This is a genomic window from Streptomyces sp. NPDC059875, from assembly GCF_042731085.1.
GTDB lineage: Bacteria > Actinomycetota > Actinomycetes > Streptomycetales > Streptomycetaceae > Streptomyces.
On record NZ_JBHWJZ010000022.1, the window covers coordinates 122,301 to 137,828 of the forward strand.

Genomic DNA, 15,528 nt, shown 5'->3' on the forward strand with positions numbered 1-15,528 from the left:
CCGGCCCGACCGCTCGGGTCACAGAGTCCAGCGGCCGCTCGGGTCACATACTCCAGCGGAGTACCGCCCCCAGCCCGCCCGCCGGGCCGCGCATCCCTTCGGGGACCACGAGCACCTCGCAGTCGGCCGCCGCGGCCGCCCGCAGCAGCGCGTCGTCCGCACGCGCCTGCTCGGGCCGGGGTACGCCCATCGCACGCGCCTCACCGCGCTGAACGGCCACCTCGTCGACGCCCGGGCCGACCCAGACCTGGCGGCCCGTGTCGGAGGCCTCCGGGGTGAGCAGCAACGTGGCCACCTGGTGGTTGCGCGCTGCGTCGACGACCGCCGGAATCCCCTCGGCCGCCTCCCCGGGGCCCGTGTCCACGGAGGACTCGCGGTGCTGGCCCGGCTTGCCCCGGCCCCGGTGGAAGCGTTCGAGCGCCCGGTGGAGACGCTCCTGCGCGTACTCCTCGCGCGCCTCCTCGATCTCGCGGTCGAGTCCCTCCGTGGCGGTGCCGGGGGAGCGGCCGCCGCTCTCCGCCTCGACGGTGACGTCCTGCACCCGCTCCGGCAGCCGCTGGTGCACGGCCCGGCGCTCTCGCGCGTCACCGGCCAGGACCAGCAGCTCGGCGCCGCTCCGCGGCCACTGCCGGAGCAGCTCGGCCGCGATGAGGTCGGCGGTCTCGTTCCAGCCGTTCTCGACCCTGTTGCGGTAGTGCCATTCGTACCGGTCGGCGGGGACGCCACGGTGCCCGCGGCCCTGCCACTCCGTCCCGCGCGCCTCGCCCACGGCCATACGGCGCCGGCCCTCGCGCAGCTCCAGCTCGGCGCCCATGCGGTCGATGTACGCCACCAGGCAGACGGGCGCGTCGCCCCGCAGGGCGGCCAGCGGCGCCACACGGGGCAGCAGGGACCAGGTCGCCTCGCCGGCGGGTGGGGCAAGGGCGAGCGGGAGGTCGAGGACGACCTCGGCGCCCGCGGCGAACAGCGCCCGGCCGGGTGGTGTCCCGGCCACCGGCTCGTGCGCCAGCCGCTCCATCACCGCCCTGGTGGTGTAGCCGTCGGCGCCCGCGTCGATGAGCTGCCCCGCGATGGAGCGCTCGCGGAGCTGCTGAATCTTCGCCGCGTCCTCCGTGGCGCGTGTGGTCTCGATGTAGACCGAAGCCCAGGGTCCGGGCCGGGCGAAGAGAGGCTTGAGGAAAGCGAGTTCCATGATGTCCCCCAGACGCGTGGCCACCGACGGGCGCGGGGCGAACGCGACCCGGCCCGACGTGTCCGTCCGGATACGGAGCGTGGTGAAGGCGCGATCTCTCCCACCGTCACCCCGCACCTCGCGCGTGCCCCCGAGTCCCCCGGGCAAACAAACCGGGCGGCGCGTCCTCAACCCAGCCGGTCCGTGGGGACGTACGGCCGGAGCTCCCGTACGGCCCGGTCCGGATCGGGGTCGCAGACGGCCAGCCGGCCGAACGGGGCGTCGCGGCGCAGCTCGACACAGAGCACGGGCTCACCCGGTGTGATCGCCACGAAGTCCCTCCCGTCGGGCAGGACACGGATCCCCACGCACAGCCGGTCGGGGATCCAGAGCCCTCGACCGCGCAGTCCGCGAAGGGCGCGCCACCAGTCCGGCTCGACGCGCACCTCGCGCAGCGCGGACAGCGGCACCCGGACCTGTCTGCGCCGTGCGGCCAGCGTCTCGCGCAGGGACAGCCGGACGACGATCTCGGCGCCTTCCACCGCCACCCGAGCCATCACGCCTCACCGCCGCCCATGACGACACAGGCCCATGACGACACATCGCCGTCACGACACATCTCCTTCCATGATCGGGCCGCTCGTGGGTAGCTGCCAGACGGGGCCGGGCTGAGGAGAGGGCCATGTCACGCGCAGTCGGTATCGACCTCGGAACGACGAACTCGGTGGTGGCGGTCCTGGAGGGCGGCGAGCCCACCGTCGTCACGAACACCGAGGGCGCCCGGACCACGCCGTCCGTGGTCGCCTTCGCGAAGAAGGGCGAGGTGCTGGTCGGCGAGGTCGCCAAGCGCCAGGCGGTCACGAACGTCGAGCGCACCGCCCGCTCGGTGAAACGGCACGTCGGCGACGCGCAGTGGCGCTTCCCCGAGAGCGGCGAGATCGACGGCCGGCGCTACACCGCGCAGGAGATCTCGGCGCGGGTGTTGCAGAAGCTGAAGCGGGACGCGGAGGCGTATCTGGGCGAGGACGTCACGGACGCCGTCGTCACCGTGCCCGCCTATTTCAACGACAGCCAGCGCACGGCGACGAAGGAGGCCGGTGAGATCGCGGGCCTCAAGGTCCTGCGGATCATCAACGAGCCGACGTCCGCGGCGCTGGCCTACGGCCTGGACAAGGAGAACGACCACACCATCCTGGTCTTCGACCTCGGTGGCGGCACCTTCGACGTGTCCCTCCTGGAGATCGGCGAAGGTCTGGTCGAGGTGAAGGCCACCAACGGCGACACGCACCTGGGCGGTGACGACTGGGACCAGCGGGTCGTCGACCATCTGGTGAAGCAGTTCAAGAACGGGTACGGGGTGGACCTGGCCAAGGACAAGATGGCTGTGCAGCGTCTCCGCGAGGCCGCGGAGAAGGCGAAGATCGAGCTGTCGTCGGCGACGGAGACGTCGATCAACCTGCCGTACGTGAGCGCGTCCGCCGAGGGTCCGCTGCATCTGGACGAGCGGCTGACGCGCGCTCAGTTCGAGCAGCTGACCGCCGACCTCCTGGAGCGCTGCAAGACGCCGTTCCACCAGGCGGTGCAGGACGCCAGGATCGAGGTGTCCGACGTCGACCATGTGATCCTGGTGGGCGGTTCGACGCGGATGCCCGCCGTGACCGAGCTGGTGCGGGAGTTGACGGGGAAGGACCCGCACAAGGGTGTGAACCCGGACGAGGTCGTCGCCATCGGCGCCGCCCTGCAGGCCGGTGTCCTCAAGGGTGAGGTCAAGGACGTCCTGCTCCTGGACGTGACGCCGCTGTCGCTTGGTATCGAGACCAAGGGCGGCATCATGACCAAGCTCATCGAGCGCAACACGACGATCCCGACGAAGCGTTCGGAGATCTTCACGACGGCGGAGGACAACCAGCCGTCGGTGCAGATCCAGGTCTACCAGGGTGAGCGCGAGATCGCGGCGTACAACAAGAAGCTCGGCATGTTCGAGCTGACCGGTCTGCCGCCGGCCCCGCGTGGCGTCCCGCAGATCGAGGTCGCGTTCGACATCGACGCCAACGGCATCATGCACGTCACGGCCAAGGACCTGGGCACGGGCAAGGAGCAGAAGATGACCGTCACCGGTGGCTCCTCGCTGCCGAAGGACGAGGTCGACCGGATGCGCCAGGAGGCCGAGCAGTACGCGGACGAGGACCACCGTCGTCGCGAGGCCGCCGAGACCCGCAACCAGGGCGAGCAGCTGGTCTACCAGACGGAGAAGTTCCTCAAGGACAACGAGGACAAGGTTCCGGGCGATGTGAAGACCGAGGTCGAGACCGCCGTCGCCGAGCTGAAGGAGAAGCTGAAGAGCAAGCAGGGCGACGGCGAGGACACCGGGGACATTCGTACCGCGACCGAGAAGCTCGCGGCCGTCTCCCAGAAGCTCGGCCAGGCCATCTACGCCGGCGCCCAGGGCGCGCAGGCCGCCGGTGGCGACACCCCGAGGAGCGAGGGCAAGGCCGAGGCCGGCGGCGGTGGCGAGGACGAGGTGGTGGACGCCGAGATCGTCGACGACGAGGACGAGCGCAAGGGCGGCGGCTCCTGAGCCGTCAGCCGAAGGACAGGCCCCGCTCGGCCATGGCCTCGTCGAGCAGGCGCAGCGCCTTGGGCCCCAGGCCGTGCAGGGCAAGGAGTTCGGCCCGGGGCACCCCGGCGAGCTGTTCGAGCGTGGTGTAACCGGCGGCGGTGAGGGCCCTGGTGGCCGGCGCGCCGATGCCGCGCGGAAGGTCCGTGCCCGGTGACTCGTTCGGCTTCGTCATGGCGCGATGGTCCCACGCGCGGAGCGACGGACGTCAGACCGGCAGCAACCGGCCGATCAGTTCGCCCAGTTGCCGCGCGTTGCGGCACGGGTGCATCTCGACCAGCTCGGCGTAGGTGAGCGCAACCGAGTCGCCCGTCGACCAGAGCGAGGGCTGCTCGGGGTTGAGCCAGTGGATCCGGCGGGCCCGGTCCGCGATCTGCTTCAGCGCCGGCAGATTCGGGTCGCTCATGTTGGTCCGGGCGTCGCCGAGGACGAAGACGGCGGTACGCGGGCCGACGGCGGCGGCGTACCGTTCGGCGAATTCGCCGAGGGCGGTGCCGTAGTCGCTCTGCCCGTGCCAGCCGGTCAGCTCGGCCTCGTCGAGGATGCGCGCGCCGAGACCCGCCGGATCCGCCGCGCCCCCCGCGATCAGATCGGTCACCTCGTCGACCCGGTTGACGAAGGCGAACACCCGCACCCTGCTGAACTGGTCGTGCAGGGCCTGGACCAGCAGCATCGTGAAGTTCGCGAACCCGGCGACGGATCCCGACACATCGCAGAGCAGGACGAGCTCCGGGCGCCCGGGACGGCGGCGCCGCAACACCGGCCGCATCGGTACGCCTCCGGTCGACAACGAGCCGCGCAGCGTCCGCCGCAGATCGATCTGCCCGCGTGCGGCGCGCCGCCGCCGGGCCGCGAGGCGGGTGGCGAGCTTCCGCGCCAGCGGCCGTACCGTCGTGCGCAGTTCGTCCAGCTGTGCCCGGCCCGCGAGCAGGAAGTCGATGCTGTCCGCCGTGCCGGCCACGGCACGTCGCGCGACCCGGTCCCGGCCCTGGCGCTCGGCGACCCGCCGCCTGGCCTCGGTCCGTACCCGCTCCCGGAAGGCCTCGATGCGCCGCCGGATCTCGTCGTCCGTCAGCCGGTCGGTGAAGTCGGGGCCGCCCGCGGCGGCTTCCCTGCGCATGGCGCGCACGCGGGCGAGCAGCGTCTCGGGACGGAGTCGGGCGAGGGTCTGGTACGAGGACCAGCCGTCCGAGCCCGGTGTGGAGCCGTAGCCGCCGAGGCCGCCCACCGCCTCGCCCGCGAGCCGCGTCAGGGCCGGACGGTCGTCGGCGGCCAGGGCTGCGGCCAGCCGCTCCCGCAGCGCGGCCGTGTCGAACTCCTCGGCGGCGGGACCCTCCGCCCGCCCGGCTGTCAGCGGAAAGTACAGGTCGAAGACCCGGTCGAAGACGGCGCGGTGCGTCTCCTTGTGGAGCAGGGTGGCGGCGAGTGCCTCCCGCATCCGCTCCCGGTCGGTGAACCCCACCACCTCCAGCGCATGTCCCGCGTCCACACTCTCGCCCGTACCGATGGACAGGCCGTGGTCGCGCAGCGCGTGCACCAGACCGGTCAGCCGGTCCGGCACGCCGGCCGGCGGCGTGCTCACACCGCGTCCAGGTCGAGCTTGGCAGCCGCCTTCTGGATGTCGTCCTGATGCTTGAGGATCACGCCCAGGCTGGCGCGCACCACGGTCTCGTCGAGCGTGTCGGCGCCGAGCGCGAGCAGGGTGCGGGCCCAGTCGATCGTCTCGGAAACCGACGGGACCTTCCGCAGGTCCATCGCGCGCAGCGCGCCGACCACCCGCACCACGGAGGCGGCGAGCGCCCGGTCGAGCCCGGGGACCTTCGTCGTGAGGATCCGCCGTTCCAGCTCCTCCTCGGGGAAGCCGATGTGGAGGAAGAGGCAGCGGCGGCGCAGCGCCTCGGACAGCTCGCGGCCCGCGTTGGAGGTGAGGACGACGAAGGGGCGGCGGGTGGCGGTGATCGTCCCGAGTTCGGGGACGGTGATCTGGAAGTCGCTGAGCACCTCGAGGAGCAGCCCCTCGACCTCGACGTCGGCCTTGTCGGTCTCGTCGATGAGGAGCACCGTCGGGTCGGCGGAGCGGATGGCGGTGAGCAGCGGACGGGGGAGCAGGAACTCCTCGCTGAAGATGTCCGTGCGCGTCTCGTCCCAGGACTCGTCGCGGCCTGCCGTGATGCGCAGCAGCTGTTTGGCGTGGTTCCACTCGTAGAGGGCGCGGGACTCGTCGACGCCTTCGTAGCACTGGAGCCGGACGAGACGGGCGTCCGCGACCTGGGCGACGGCCTTGGCCAGCTCCGTCTTGCCGACACCGGCCGGGCCCTCGACGAGGAGGGGCTTGCCGAGGCGGTCGGCGAGGAAGACGGTGGTGGCGACGGCGGGCGAGGCCAGATAGCCGGTGGCGGCGAGCCGCTCGGCGACATCGTCCACGGAGCTGAAGTACCCGGTCGTCATCGGTCGTTCTCCCCGGAGCGGACGGAATCCGTACTGGCCAGTAGCCACCGGGTCACTCGATCAGCTTCCGCACCGCTCCACAACCGTCGGACCGTGATTGCGGCCAATGTCACGGGCCCGGACGGTGAAGAACGTCGCGTGATTCCGGAAAGACTTGGCTAAGGGGTCACGGAATGTGATGGACTCCTGGTCCGGCCGGTGCGGCGCGCGGGCACGTCGCCCCGCTGGTCCAATGGGATGTGTGCGCTGCTCGGGGCCGTAGCGGCGGTGGAGGTGCCTTGTCGGAGCGAGCGGGGGAACAGGCCTCCCTGGTCGAGGAACATGCTGCGGTCCTGGCCCGGCTGAGGGCCGCGACGGACGCGATCGGAGAGATCGGCTCGCGCCCCGACGAGCAGGGCGTCTGTGAGGACCTGGCCGCCTTCCTGTGCCGGCACGGGTACGAGGCGGCGGCCGTGGACGTCCGGCCCGAGGACGAGCCCGGCTGGGTGCGTACCGCCGTGGCCGGGGACCCGAAGCTGGTCGACCAGGTGGAGCCGCGGCACGAGGGCGGCGCGCCCCACGTCCACGCGCACGTGGCCCCCGGGGGGATCGACGTACAGGTCGTCTCGGCGCCCCTGGAGTGGCAGGGCCGGACCATCGCGACAGTGAGTGCCGTCAGCGCGCGAACCGCCCGCCTCACCGCGCACGAGACGGCCACCGTCCACGACGCGGCACGGCTCGCCGCCACGCATCTGGGCCATGCCCGCCGCCTCGCCGCCACCGAGCGGACCGCCTTCCACCTCCAGCAGGCGCTCGTCGCGGAGCCGGGCCGGCCGCACCCCAACCTGGAGGTGGCGGGCCGCTATCTTCCGGTCGGGGCCAGAACGCTGGTGGGTGGCGACTGGTTCGAGACCGTACGGCTCCACTTCGGCCGCAGCCTCCTCGTCGTCGGCGACGTGATGGGCCACGGCCTCGACGCCGCCGTCGACATGAACGCGTACCGCTCGGCGCTGCGCGACGTGGCCTCCACGGACCTGCCGCCCCACCGGGTCCTGCGCCAGCTCGACTCCGTCGTCGCCGACGACGGCGCGCTGCGGCCCGCGACGTGTCTGCTGGTCCAGGTCGACCCGGCACGCGGCGCGGCCACCTTCGCCAGCGCCGGGCATCTCCCGCCCGTGATCTTCGCCGCCGACGGCTCCGCCGACCTCGTCGAGCTCCCGGTCGGTCCGCCGCTGGGCACGGGCGTCGGCGGATACGAACCCGTGACCCGCACCCTCGCCCCCGCCGACACCCTCGTGCTCTTCACCGACGGACTGGTGGAGCGGCGCGGCGAGGACATCGACGACTCGCTCGCCCGGCTGTCCTCGCTCCGGGTGCGCCCCGGCTCCAGCCCCGAGGAGCTCGTGGAGGAGGTCCTCCAACGGCTCGACGCCCACCACGCCGAGGACGACGTCGCCGTCCTCGCCGCCCGCATCCGCGAACGCCCCGCCTCGTAGACCGCCTCGTGGACCGCCGCACGGCCGACCGGTGCACGCGGGTCACCCGGACGACCCGGCCCCCTTGCCTCCCGCCGGTCCAGGCCGTCGCATGGATTCCGGGAGGCGGGCCCACCCGGGCTCGCCCATGGCCGGCGAGCCCTCGCGGGTGCCACGCCGGGCAGGACGAAGGGACCGCTGTGTACGTGCGCACGCTGTATGTGACAGGAGATCCGGCCAAGCTCGACAGCGTGGTCGACGCGATCGCCGGCGAAGGCCGCGCCATGGTGTCGGAACAACCGGGATTCCGGGGTTTCGGGCTGTTCGTCGACCGGGAGCTCGGCAAGCTGCTCACGGGAACCTGGTGGGAGGACGAGAAGTCCCGGCAGGACAGTGACGAGCAGCTGCGCGAGCGGCGTGCCGCGCTGCTCGCTCCGTTCGCCCAGACCGTGACCGTCGACAACTGGGAGGCGGCGGTCGCCCGTCCCCCGCGATCCCTCGGACCCGGAGCGTGGTTCCGGCTGGTACGGATGGAGTTCGACCCCGCCGACGCGGGCCTCCTGGTGGATTTCTTCCGGGACACGGCACTGCCCCGACTCGATGCCATGCGCGGCTTCGAGGGCGGATCTCTGCTCATCGACCGCGCCAAGGGTCAGGCGAGCGTGGGGGCAGTCTGGAGCGACCGCGACGCGCTGGCGGCCGCCCGCGGCGGCGTCGCGGCGATCAGGGGCGAGGCCACCGCGAAGACGCGCGTGACCACGAGGAGCATCGAGGAGTTCGAGGTGGTCTTCGCCGGCGTGAACCCGCCTTCCTGAACGCGGGGGCGCCGCCTCCGCCGCACCCCGATGCGCGCGAACGTCCGCCGGAAAGAGGCTCTTTGTGAGACCGTGCGCGCCCTGTGTCACCAGGGACAGGCCGGTTTCACGCCTCGGCGCGATTCTTTCCGCCGGACGCTTGTGCCGGGCCCTCCCTCGCGGCACGCTCCTGGCTATGAACACAGCCAGGCACGCCGGTGAACGTCTGATGAGCTGGCCCTCGCTGGCCCCCGGCCGCGCCCAGTGCGGCGCTGAACTCGGCCTGCGCACCGCGACCCACGACATCGTCCACTTCCACGGCGAGCACGAGGCCGACGTCCACCTCACCCGGGCCATGATCGCGAAGCTGCGCCCCGCCCTGCTGGGCTCGAGCGCCGTACGACTGCGCGCCGGATCGGGCTGGGTGACGGTCCGTCTGGACATGGGCTCCGACATCGACCTGCTGGCGACCCTGGTGAGCGCCGCGCTCCAGGCCTCCACCCGAGGCCCGGACACCGCACCGGACGGCTGCACCCGCACCTGCCTCACCACCGGACGGAGCTGAGCGCAGCGGCGCCGCCCGGCGTCACCCCACCGGGAACAGCATGCACGTACTCGTCGCATGCCCGAGGAGCCGGTCGGAGGCGTCGTAGAGACCGGCCTCCGCGAGCGCCGTGCGGCGGCCCTGGCTCATCACCGTGCCGATCGCGCGGATCTTCCCCGTCTCCATGGTGATCGGGCGCAGGAAGCGGGTCGACAGGTCCAGCGAGGTGTACGCCATGCCCTGGGGGAGCGTCGAGTGCACCGCGCACCCCGCGGCCGAGTCCAGGAGCGTCGCGTACACGCCCCCGTGCACACTGCCGATCGGGTTGTAGTGCTCCTCGGCCGGCTCGAAGCCGAACACCGCGCGGCCGTGCTCCACCTCCTCGAGGGCGAAGCCCAACAGGGCCCCGAGGGGAGCGCCCGGGAGCCGGCCGGCCGCGATCTCCCGCAGGAAGTCCAGGCCCGCCATCGTCCCCGCCGCGCTCGCGGTGGCCGCGGCGTCCTCCCACTCGACCGTGCGTGACCGCTTCATGCCCGCTCCGCTCCCTCGTCCGACCGCTCCACCTGACTTCGAAGATCGAAGCTAGACCTGTCGTCACCTGACTGTCAACGACGAAGCCAGCTCGCTAGAGTGTGGCGATGAAGTGGCTGGAGACGGACACCGCGAACTGCTCGGTCCGCCGTACGCTCGACGTCGTCGGCGAGAAGTGGTCCCTGCTCATCGTCAGGGACGCCTTCAACGGCGTACGCCGGTACGAGGAGTTCCGCCGCCACATCGGACTGTCCGAGGCGGTCCTCGCCGACCGGCTGCGCAAGCTGACGGCCGCGGGCATCCTGCGCGCCGAGCCCTACCGCGAGCCAGGGACCCGCACCCGCTCCGAGTACCGGCTCACGCCCAAGGGCCGCGATCTGTGGCCCGTCCTGCTCGCCCTGAAGCAGTGGGGGGATGCCCACGCCGCTGACCCGGAAGGGCCTTCCCTCGATATCCGGCACACCGCCTGCGGGGCGCCCGTCCGCGTCGTCGTCGAGTGCGAGGGCGACGAGCACGCCACCCTCGACCCGCGCGACGTGACCGTCCGGCCGGGCCCGGGCGCCCGTCCCCTCGCGCGCTGAACCCGCCCGCCAGCCGTCGCGTACCCCTGTCGTACATCCGCTGCGCATACCCCCGTTCGGCGGCATGACGGAGGTGTCCCGGCGCCCGGCGGGTACTCCCCGTGGCATGCCCCCCACTTCCGGTGCGCCCCACGACGGTGCCCCCGCCGAGCACGGCCACTGGTTCCACCGGCTCCATCGATCTCTCCTGACCTCGGTCATCGGGCTCGCCTGGAACCGCGGGCGCGAGGTGGAGCTCATGCACCGCGCGATGGGCTTCGCGGCGCTCAGCCTGCTGACCCTCGTCCCCCTGCTCATCGTCGTCGCCGCCGCCGACCTCGCCAGCGGCCAGGGCTTCGCCCGCTGGCTCATCCAGGGCCTCGGTGTCTCCGAGGTGTCGCAGGAGGAGGTCGAGCGGCTGTTCGGCAAGCCGGGGGAGGCGCTGCAGCGCACCACCGCCTTCGGCCTCGCCGCCCTCGCCGCGTTCGGGGTGACCTTCGGATCCGCCGTGCAGACCGGCTACGAACGAGTCTGGGACCTGCCCACCGCCCGCTGGCACACCATGTGGCGCCACGTCGTCTGGCTCGCCGTCCTCGTCGCCGCCCTCCTGGTCTTCGTCGGGGCGCCCGAGGAACGGGAGTCCTCCACGGCCGTCACTCTCCTCATCGCCGCCGGCGACATCGTCGGCGCGTTCCTGTTCTTCTGGTGGTCGCAGCGCTTCCTGCTGTGCGGACGCATCCGCTGGCGCGCGCTCGCCCCCGGCGCCGTCTGCACGGCCCTGGGACTGTTCGGGCTGCGGGTCTTCTCCCAGTTCGTCTTCTCCCCGCTGATCGCCTCCAACGCGGTGACGTACGGCCAGTTCGGCACGGTCCTCGTACTGCAGTCCTGGCTCGTCGGCGTCGGCTTCGTCGTCTACGGCGCCGCCCTCGTGGGGCGTCTGATCCACGAACACCTGGTCCTGCGCCGGATCGACCGGTTGCCCGCCGAACCGTCGGCCGAGCTGTCGGACGGTGAACTTCCGTGAGGCAGGGGGTCACTGGTCCCGTCGGTGCACGGCCGTCACTGTGATGACGGCGGCGACCAGCGCCCACGCCCCGTAGACGAACCACGCCCCGCCGAGCGACCACGGGTACACGACCTCGTACTGGCCGGACTGCACCAGGCGCATCCACGCCTTGAACGGCAGCGTGTGGGCGAGGACGGCCGACCAGTGCCGGTCGTCGCTGACGACCATGGGGAGCACCAGCAGGACCACCACGCTCGCCACGATCGTCGACGCGCTGTGCCGCAGCAGCGTGCCGATCGCCATCCCCACCAGCGCCGACAACGGCGCGAGCAGCGCGGACGCCACGACGAGACGCAGCGCGCCGGGCTCGGAGATCGAGAAGCCGGCGCCCCGCGCCGACAGGATGGCCTGGGTCAGCCAGAAGGAGGCACCGGAGATCACCGCGCCGCAGGCGGTCGTGACCCCCACGACGACGAACACCTTGGCCGCCATCACCGACCTGCGGGCCGGGACGGCGGCGAACGTCGTACGGATCATCCCGGTGCTGTACTCGCCGACGACCGTGAGGGCGCCGATGGCGCTGAAGCAGAGCATGAGGATCATGCCGGCGTTCGAGGTGAAGGCATCCCACAGTGCCATCTTCTGCTCGATGAACTGTGCCTGGTGCTCGGCGTCGAACGTCGGCCAGTAGCGGTAGTGGTCCCATGCGTAGCCCACGTTGAAGGCGAGGACGACCAGCTCGGCGCCGAGGAGGGACCACGGGGTCGAGCGCAGTGACCACAGCTTGAGCCACTCGGCGGCGAGCAGATCCCGGAAGCGGGCCCGCGGCTCCCTGACCGCGAGCTCGGCGGACGTGCGGGCGGTGGCGAGCGAGGTCATCGGGATTCTCCTGCGAGGTATTCGACGCTGTCGGCGGTGAGTTCCATGAACGCCTCCTCCAACGAGGAGGTACGGGTGGTCAGCTCGTGGAGCGGGAAGCGGTGCCGGAGAGCCAGATCGCCGATCCGGGCGGCCGACAGCCCGGACACGGTCAGCAGTTCGCCACCCCGCGTCTCGACCGACGCGCCCTCGGCGACCAGCACCTCCCTCAGAGCCGCGGCGTCCGGCGTCGCCACGGTCACGCTCAGCCGGGTGCCCCGGGCCGAGAACGCGGCCAGGCTCTCCGCGGCGATCAGTTCACCCCGGCCGACGACCACCAGGTCATCGGCCGTGTTCTCCATCTCGGACATCAGATGGCTGGAGACGAAGACCGTGCGGCCCTCGGCGGCCAGCTGCCGGAACAGCCCGCGCACCCACTTCACGCCCTCCGGGTCGAGCCCGTTGAGCGGCTCGTCGAAGAGGAGCACCGTCGGATCGCCGAGCAGCGCCCCCGCGATCCCGATCCGCTGGCGCATCCCGAGGGAGAACCCGCCGATCCGACGCTTGCCCGCACCGGTGAGGCCGACCTCCTCCAGGACCTCGTCGACCCGGGAGAGCGGGATGCGGTTGCTGCGCGCGAGCAGCGTCAGATGGGCCCGCGCGGTCCGCCCGCCGTGCACGTCGCCGGCGTCGAGCAGCGCACCGACGTGCCGCAGTCCACGCGGCAGGTCGCGGAACGGCCGCCCGTCGACGGTGACGGAGCCGCTCGTCGGCGCGTGCAGCCCGAGGATCATCCGCAGCGTGGTGCTCTTGCCCGCGCCGTTGGGACCGAGGAAGCCGGTGACGCGACCGGGCTGGACCGTGAACGTGAGCCCGTCGACGGCGGTCGTGGCGCCGTAGCGCTTGGTGAGTTCGTTGACTTCGATCACGTTGACCACGGTGCCGGGAGCGGCCCCCGTACGTCGTCGGACCGGAGCCGACAGTCGGGGCCGGCACGTGTCGACCTGGGGTGTACACCCAAGGTCCGATGCCCCGAGCACGTACCGAGCCTAGGATCGTGATCATGCCCGTCACCGCGCCCCTGCCTCTGGTCAAACGCGTACCACCCGCCGCCTGGACGGTCGTTGCCTGGTGCGCGGGCGCGATCTTCACCTTCCTCATCCGGATGGAACTGCCCGGGGAGAACGAACCCGCCGTACGGGTCGGGGTCCTGTACACCCGCTGGGACGGCGTGCTGTTTCTGGCGGTGGCCACCGCCCTGGTGCTCGCCGGTGCCCGTCTGCTGCGCGGTCGGCCGCTGGTCGCGTTCGGCCTGCTGCTCCTCTCCTCGGTGATCGCGACGGTCCCGCTGAGCGTCGGCGAGATCCCCCTCGCCCAGTTCCTCGCCGTCGAGGTGGCGTTGTACGTCATCGCCGCCGGCCGGTCCCGGCGCACCGGCCTGATCGCGCTCGTCCTCGCGCTCGGCGTGCTCGCCGCCTTCCTCGGCTTCCGCCTGGCGAAGGGCTGGCACGTCGGCACCTCGGCGGAGATCGCGGTGGCCCTCACGGCCTTCGTCGCCTGGCTCCTCGGGCGCTCGGCGTACCAGGCCCGCGCGGCCCGCCACGACGCGGCCGCACAGGCCGCCGCCCAGGCGGTCACCGACGAACGGCTGCGGATCGCCCGCGAGATGCACGACATGGTCGCCCACTCCATCGGCGTCATCGCCCTCCAGGCCGGTGCCGCGGCGCGCGTCGTCGACACCCAGCCGGCCGGGGCACGCGAGGCGATGATCGCCGTCGAGAACGCCGGCCGGGAGACGCTCTCCGGACTGCGCCGCATGCTCGGCGCCCTGCGCGAGCACGCACAGCCGGACGGCTCCGGGCTGAAGCCCGCCGCCGGTCTCGCGGACGTCGAGGCGCTCGCCGCCACGACGACGGCCGCCGGCGTCCGGGTGGACGTGCGGTGGACCGGTGAACGCCGCCCGCTGCCGCCGGACATCGACCTCTCGGCGTTCCGCATCATCCAGGAGTCCGTCACCAACGTGGTCCGCCACGCGGCCGCCGACTCCTGCCGGGTGACCGTCGACTCCCAGGAGGACGAGTTGGTCATCGAGGTCGTCGATGACGGGCGCGGTGACGACCCGGGCGCCACCCCCGGCTACGGTCTCGTCGGCATGCGCGAGCGCGTCGCCCTGCTCCACGGCGAGTTCTCCGCCGCACCACGCCCGGAAGGCGGCTTCCGGGTCACCGCCCGCCTCCCCGTACCGACAGGAGTCCGATGACCGGCCCCGCCGATCACACCGACCCGGCCGTCCGTGTCGTCCTCACCGACGACCAGCCCCTCGTCCGCACCGCGCTGCGGATGGTGATCGCCGAGACCCCCGACCTCGACGTCGTCGGCGAGGCCGGCAGCGGCGCCGAAGCGGTCGAGCTGGCCGAGACCCTCCGGCCCGACGTGATCGTGATGGACCTCCGTATGCCAGGGATGGACGGCATCGAGGCCACCCGCAGGATCATGGCGGACCAGACGTCCACCCGCGTCCTCGTCCTCACCACGTTCGACGACGACGATTACGTCTACGGGGCGCTGCGCGCCGGTGCCAGCGGCTTCCTGGTCAAGGACATGGGCCTGGACGACATCCTCGCCGCGATCCGTGTCGTGGCCGCGGGAGACGCCCTGATCGCGCCGAGCGTCACCCGCCGGCTCATCGAGGACCTGGCGGGCCGCCCCGCCTCCGGCCCGCCCCGGCGGGGGGAACTCGGCGCCATCACCGAGCGGGAACGCGAAGTGCTGACCCTCATCGGCAGCGGACTGTCCAACACCGAGATCGCCGAAGAACTCGTCATCAGCGTCGCCACCGCCAAGACCTATGTGACCCGGCTGCTCGCCAAACTCGACGCCCGCGACCGGGTCCAGCTGGTGATCATCGCGTACGAGACGGGCCTGGTGACTCCGTGATCACACGATCCGGTGACGCACCGTGGCAGCGCCGGACGGGGCCACGGCGACCGGTTGGATGGAGGTGATCAACCCGCCCGTCGAAGGAGAGCTGACCCATGGCGAACACCTGGCTGCCGCCCGCCGAGTACATCGCGACGCTGCCGAGGGCGACGGCGTACGCCTGCCTGTACTTCACCGACGTCGACGGGCGGCCGTTCCAGTTGCGCGCCACGTACCGCACCGAACTGTGGCAGTGGCCGGGCGGCAACATGGACCCGGGCGAGACCCCGTGGGAGACGGCCGTACGCGAGTGCCGCGAGGAGACCGGGATCGTCTTCGCGGGCGAGCCGCGGCTCCTCGGCACCCACTTCGTGTCCGACCGCGGTGAGGAGTGGCCGGCCAACCACATCGGATTCATCTTCGACGGCGGCGTCCTGACGGACGAGCAGCTCGCCGGCATCGTGCTCGACCCGGAGGAGCACAGCGAGTTCCGGCTTCGCACGCTGGCCGAGTGGCAGCGGGAGATGGCGCCGATGAACTTCGCCCGGCTCGCCGAGATCGACCGCGCCCGCCGTTCCGGCACGACCGTGTACGTGGAGACGGCCGCCGACCTCTGAGCGGGACGG

17 protein-coding genes are annotated in these 15,528 nt (G+C 72.2%); 9 read left to right on the forward strand and 8 right to left on the reverse strand.

Features of this window, described 5'->3' with window-relative positions; genetic code table 11:
- Positions 1 to 43: 43 nt before the first annotated feature.
- Together ACFV9D_RS25535 and ACFV9D_RS25540 are read right to left on the reverse strand one after the other, a co-directional pair.
- Positions 44 to 1,192 (reverse strand): hypothetical protein, encoded by a 1,149-nt coding sequence (locus tag ACFV9D_RS25535; RefSeq protein ID WP_385150586.1) that lies wholly within the window; start codon positions 1,190 to 1,192, stop codon positions 44 to 46.
- Positions 1,193 to 1,359: 167 nt separating this feature from the next.
- Positions 1,360 to 1,728, reverse strand: a complete 369-nt coding sequence (locus tag ACFV9D_RS25540; protein ID WP_385150589.1) for a hypothetical protein — start codon at positions 1,726 to 1,728, stop codon at positions 1,360 to 1,362.
- A gap of 125 nt (positions 1,729 to 1,853) precedes the next feature.
- Here ACFV9D_RS25540 and dnaK point away from each other — a divergent pair, with 125 nt between their 5' ends.
- Positions 1,854 to 3,749 carry a molecular chaperone DnaK gene (gene dnaK, locus ACFV9D_RS25545; protein ID WP_385150592.1) on the forward strand — a complete coding sequence of 632 codons (1,896 nt, stop codon included), beginning with the start codon at positions 1,854 to 1,856 and terminating at the stop codon, positions 3,747 to 3,749.
- A 4-nt stretch (positions 3,750 to 3,753) separates the two neighbouring features.
- On the opposite strand, the gene ACFV9D_RS25550 is transcribed toward dnaK, so the two are convergent.
- From ACFV9D_RS25550 to ACFV9D_RS25560, 3 genes are read right to left on the reverse strand one after another with little or no spacing between them, the layout of a single operon-like run.
- A complete protein-coding gene (locus ACFV9D_RS25550) occupies positions 3,754 to 3,963 on the reverse strand; it encodes a DNA-binding protein (RefSeq protein WP_385150595.1) in 210 nt (69 codons plus the stop codon).
- Between the two features lie 33 nt (positions 3,964 to 3,996).
- Positions 3,997 to 5,370, reverse strand: a complete 1,374-nt coding sequence (locus ACFV9D_RS25555; protein WP_385150598.1) for a VWA domain-containing protein — start codon at positions 5,368 to 5,370, stop codon at positions 3,997 to 3,999.
- Positions 5,367 to 6,236, reverse strand: a complete 870-nt coding sequence (locus tag ACFV9D_RS25560; RefSeq protein WP_385150601.1) for an AAA family ATPase — start codon at positions 6,234 to 6,236, stop codon at positions 5,367 to 5,369. The genes ACFV9D_RS25555 and ACFV9D_RS25560 overlap by 4 nt, the downstream gene beginning before the upstream one ends.
- A gap of 278 nt (positions 6,237 to 6,514) precedes the next feature.
- Between ACFV9D_RS25560 and ACFV9D_RS25565 the strand changes: the two genes are divergently transcribed.
- From ACFV9D_RS25565 to ACFV9D_RS25575, 3 genes are all read left to right on the forward strand, one after another.
- Positions 6,515 to 7,711 carry a PP2C family protein-serine/threonine phosphatase gene (locus ACFV9D_RS25565; RefSeq protein ID WP_385150604.1) on the forward strand — a complete coding sequence of 399 codons (1,197 nt, stop codon included), beginning with the start codon at positions 6,515 to 6,517 and terminating at the stop codon, positions 7,709 to 7,711.
- Positions 7,712 to 7,896: 185 nt separating this feature from the next.
- Positions 7,897 to 8,505 (forward strand): hypothetical protein, encoded by a 609-nt coding sequence (locus ACFV9D_RS25570; RefSeq protein ID WP_385150607.1) that lies wholly within the window; start codon positions 7,897 to 7,899, stop codon positions 8,503 to 8,505.
- Between the two features lie 175 nt (positions 8,506 to 8,680).
- Complete coding sequence (locus ACFV9D_RS25575; protein ID WP_385150610.1) at positions 8,681 to 9,049, forward strand: luciferase family protein; 369 nt, start codon at positions 8,681 to 8,683, stop codon at positions 9,047 to 9,049.
- Positions 9,050 to 9,070: 21 nt separating this feature from the next.
- Here the strand turns inward: ACFV9D_RS25575 and ACFV9D_RS25580 are convergent, their stop codons facing one another.
- Positions 9,071 to 9,559: a PaaI family thioesterase gene (locus ACFV9D_RS25580; protein WP_385150613.1), complete on the reverse strand. Its 489-nt coding sequence runs from the start codon at positions 9,557 to 9,559 to the stop codon at positions 9,071 to 9,073.
- Between the two features lie 107 nt (positions 9,560 to 9,666).
- Here ACFV9D_RS25580 and ACFV9D_RS25585 point away from each other — a divergent pair, with 107 nt between their 5' ends.
- Both ACFV9D_RS25585 and ACFV9D_RS25590 read left to right on the forward strand, forming a co-directional pair.
- A complete protein-coding gene (locus ACFV9D_RS25585; protein ID WP_385150616.1) occupies positions 9,667 to 10,140 on the forward strand; it encodes a winged helix-turn-helix transcriptional regulator in 474 nt (157 codons plus the stop codon).
- A gap of 106 nt (positions 10,141 to 10,246) precedes the next feature.
- Entirely contained in the window at positions 10,247 to 11,143 is an 897-nt protein-coding gene (locus ACFV9D_RS25590; protein WP_385150619.1) for a YhjD/YihY/BrkB family envelope integrity protein, read from the forward strand.
- A gap of 9 nt (positions 11,144 to 11,152) precedes the next feature.
- Here the strand turns inward: ACFV9D_RS25590 and ACFV9D_RS25595 are convergent, their stop codons facing one another.
- Positions 11,153 to 12,004 carry an ABC transporter permease gene (locus ACFV9D_RS25595; RefSeq protein WP_385150622.1) on the reverse strand — a complete coding sequence of 284 codons (852 nt, stop codon included), beginning with the start codon at positions 12,002 to 12,004 and terminating at the stop codon, positions 11,153 to 11,155.
- Complete coding sequence (locus ACFV9D_RS25600) at positions 12,001 to 12,912, reverse strand: ABC transporter ATP-binding protein (protein WP_385150624.1); 912 nt, start codon at positions 12,910 to 12,912, stop codon at positions 12,001 to 12,003. The genes ACFV9D_RS25595 and ACFV9D_RS25600 overlap by 4 nt, the downstream gene beginning before the upstream one ends.
- Before the next feature lie 134 nt (positions 12,913 to 13,046).
- Between ACFV9D_RS25600 and ACFV9D_RS25605 the strand changes: the two genes are divergently transcribed.
- The 3 genes from ACFV9D_RS25605 to ACFV9D_RS25615 all read left to right on the forward strand — a co-directional run bounded on the left by ACFV9D_RS25605 (position 13,047) and on the right by ACFV9D_RS25615 (position 15,519).
- The gene (locus ACFV9D_RS25605; RefSeq protein ID WP_385150627.1) at positions 13,047 to 14,243 is read left to right on the forward strand and encodes a sensor histidine kinase; all 1,197 of its coding nucleotides are present in this window, start codon (positions 13,047 to 13,049) and stop codon (positions 14,241 to 14,243) included.
- Positions 14,240 to 14,920 carry a response regulator gene (locus ACFV9D_RS25610; protein ID WP_385150630.1) on the forward strand — a complete coding sequence of 227 codons (681 nt, stop codon included), beginning with the start codon at positions 14,240 to 14,242 and terminating at the stop codon, positions 14,918 to 14,920. The genes ACFV9D_RS25605 and ACFV9D_RS25610 overlap by 4 nt, the downstream gene beginning before the upstream one ends.
- Before the next feature lie 98 nt (positions 14,921 to 15,018).
- Complete coding sequence (locus ACFV9D_RS25615; RefSeq protein WP_385150633.1) at positions 15,019 to 15,519, forward strand: NUDIX domain-containing protein; 501 nt, start codon at positions 15,019 to 15,021, stop codon at positions 15,517 to 15,519.
- The last annotated feature ends 9 nt before the right edge of the window (positions 15,520 to 15,528 follow it).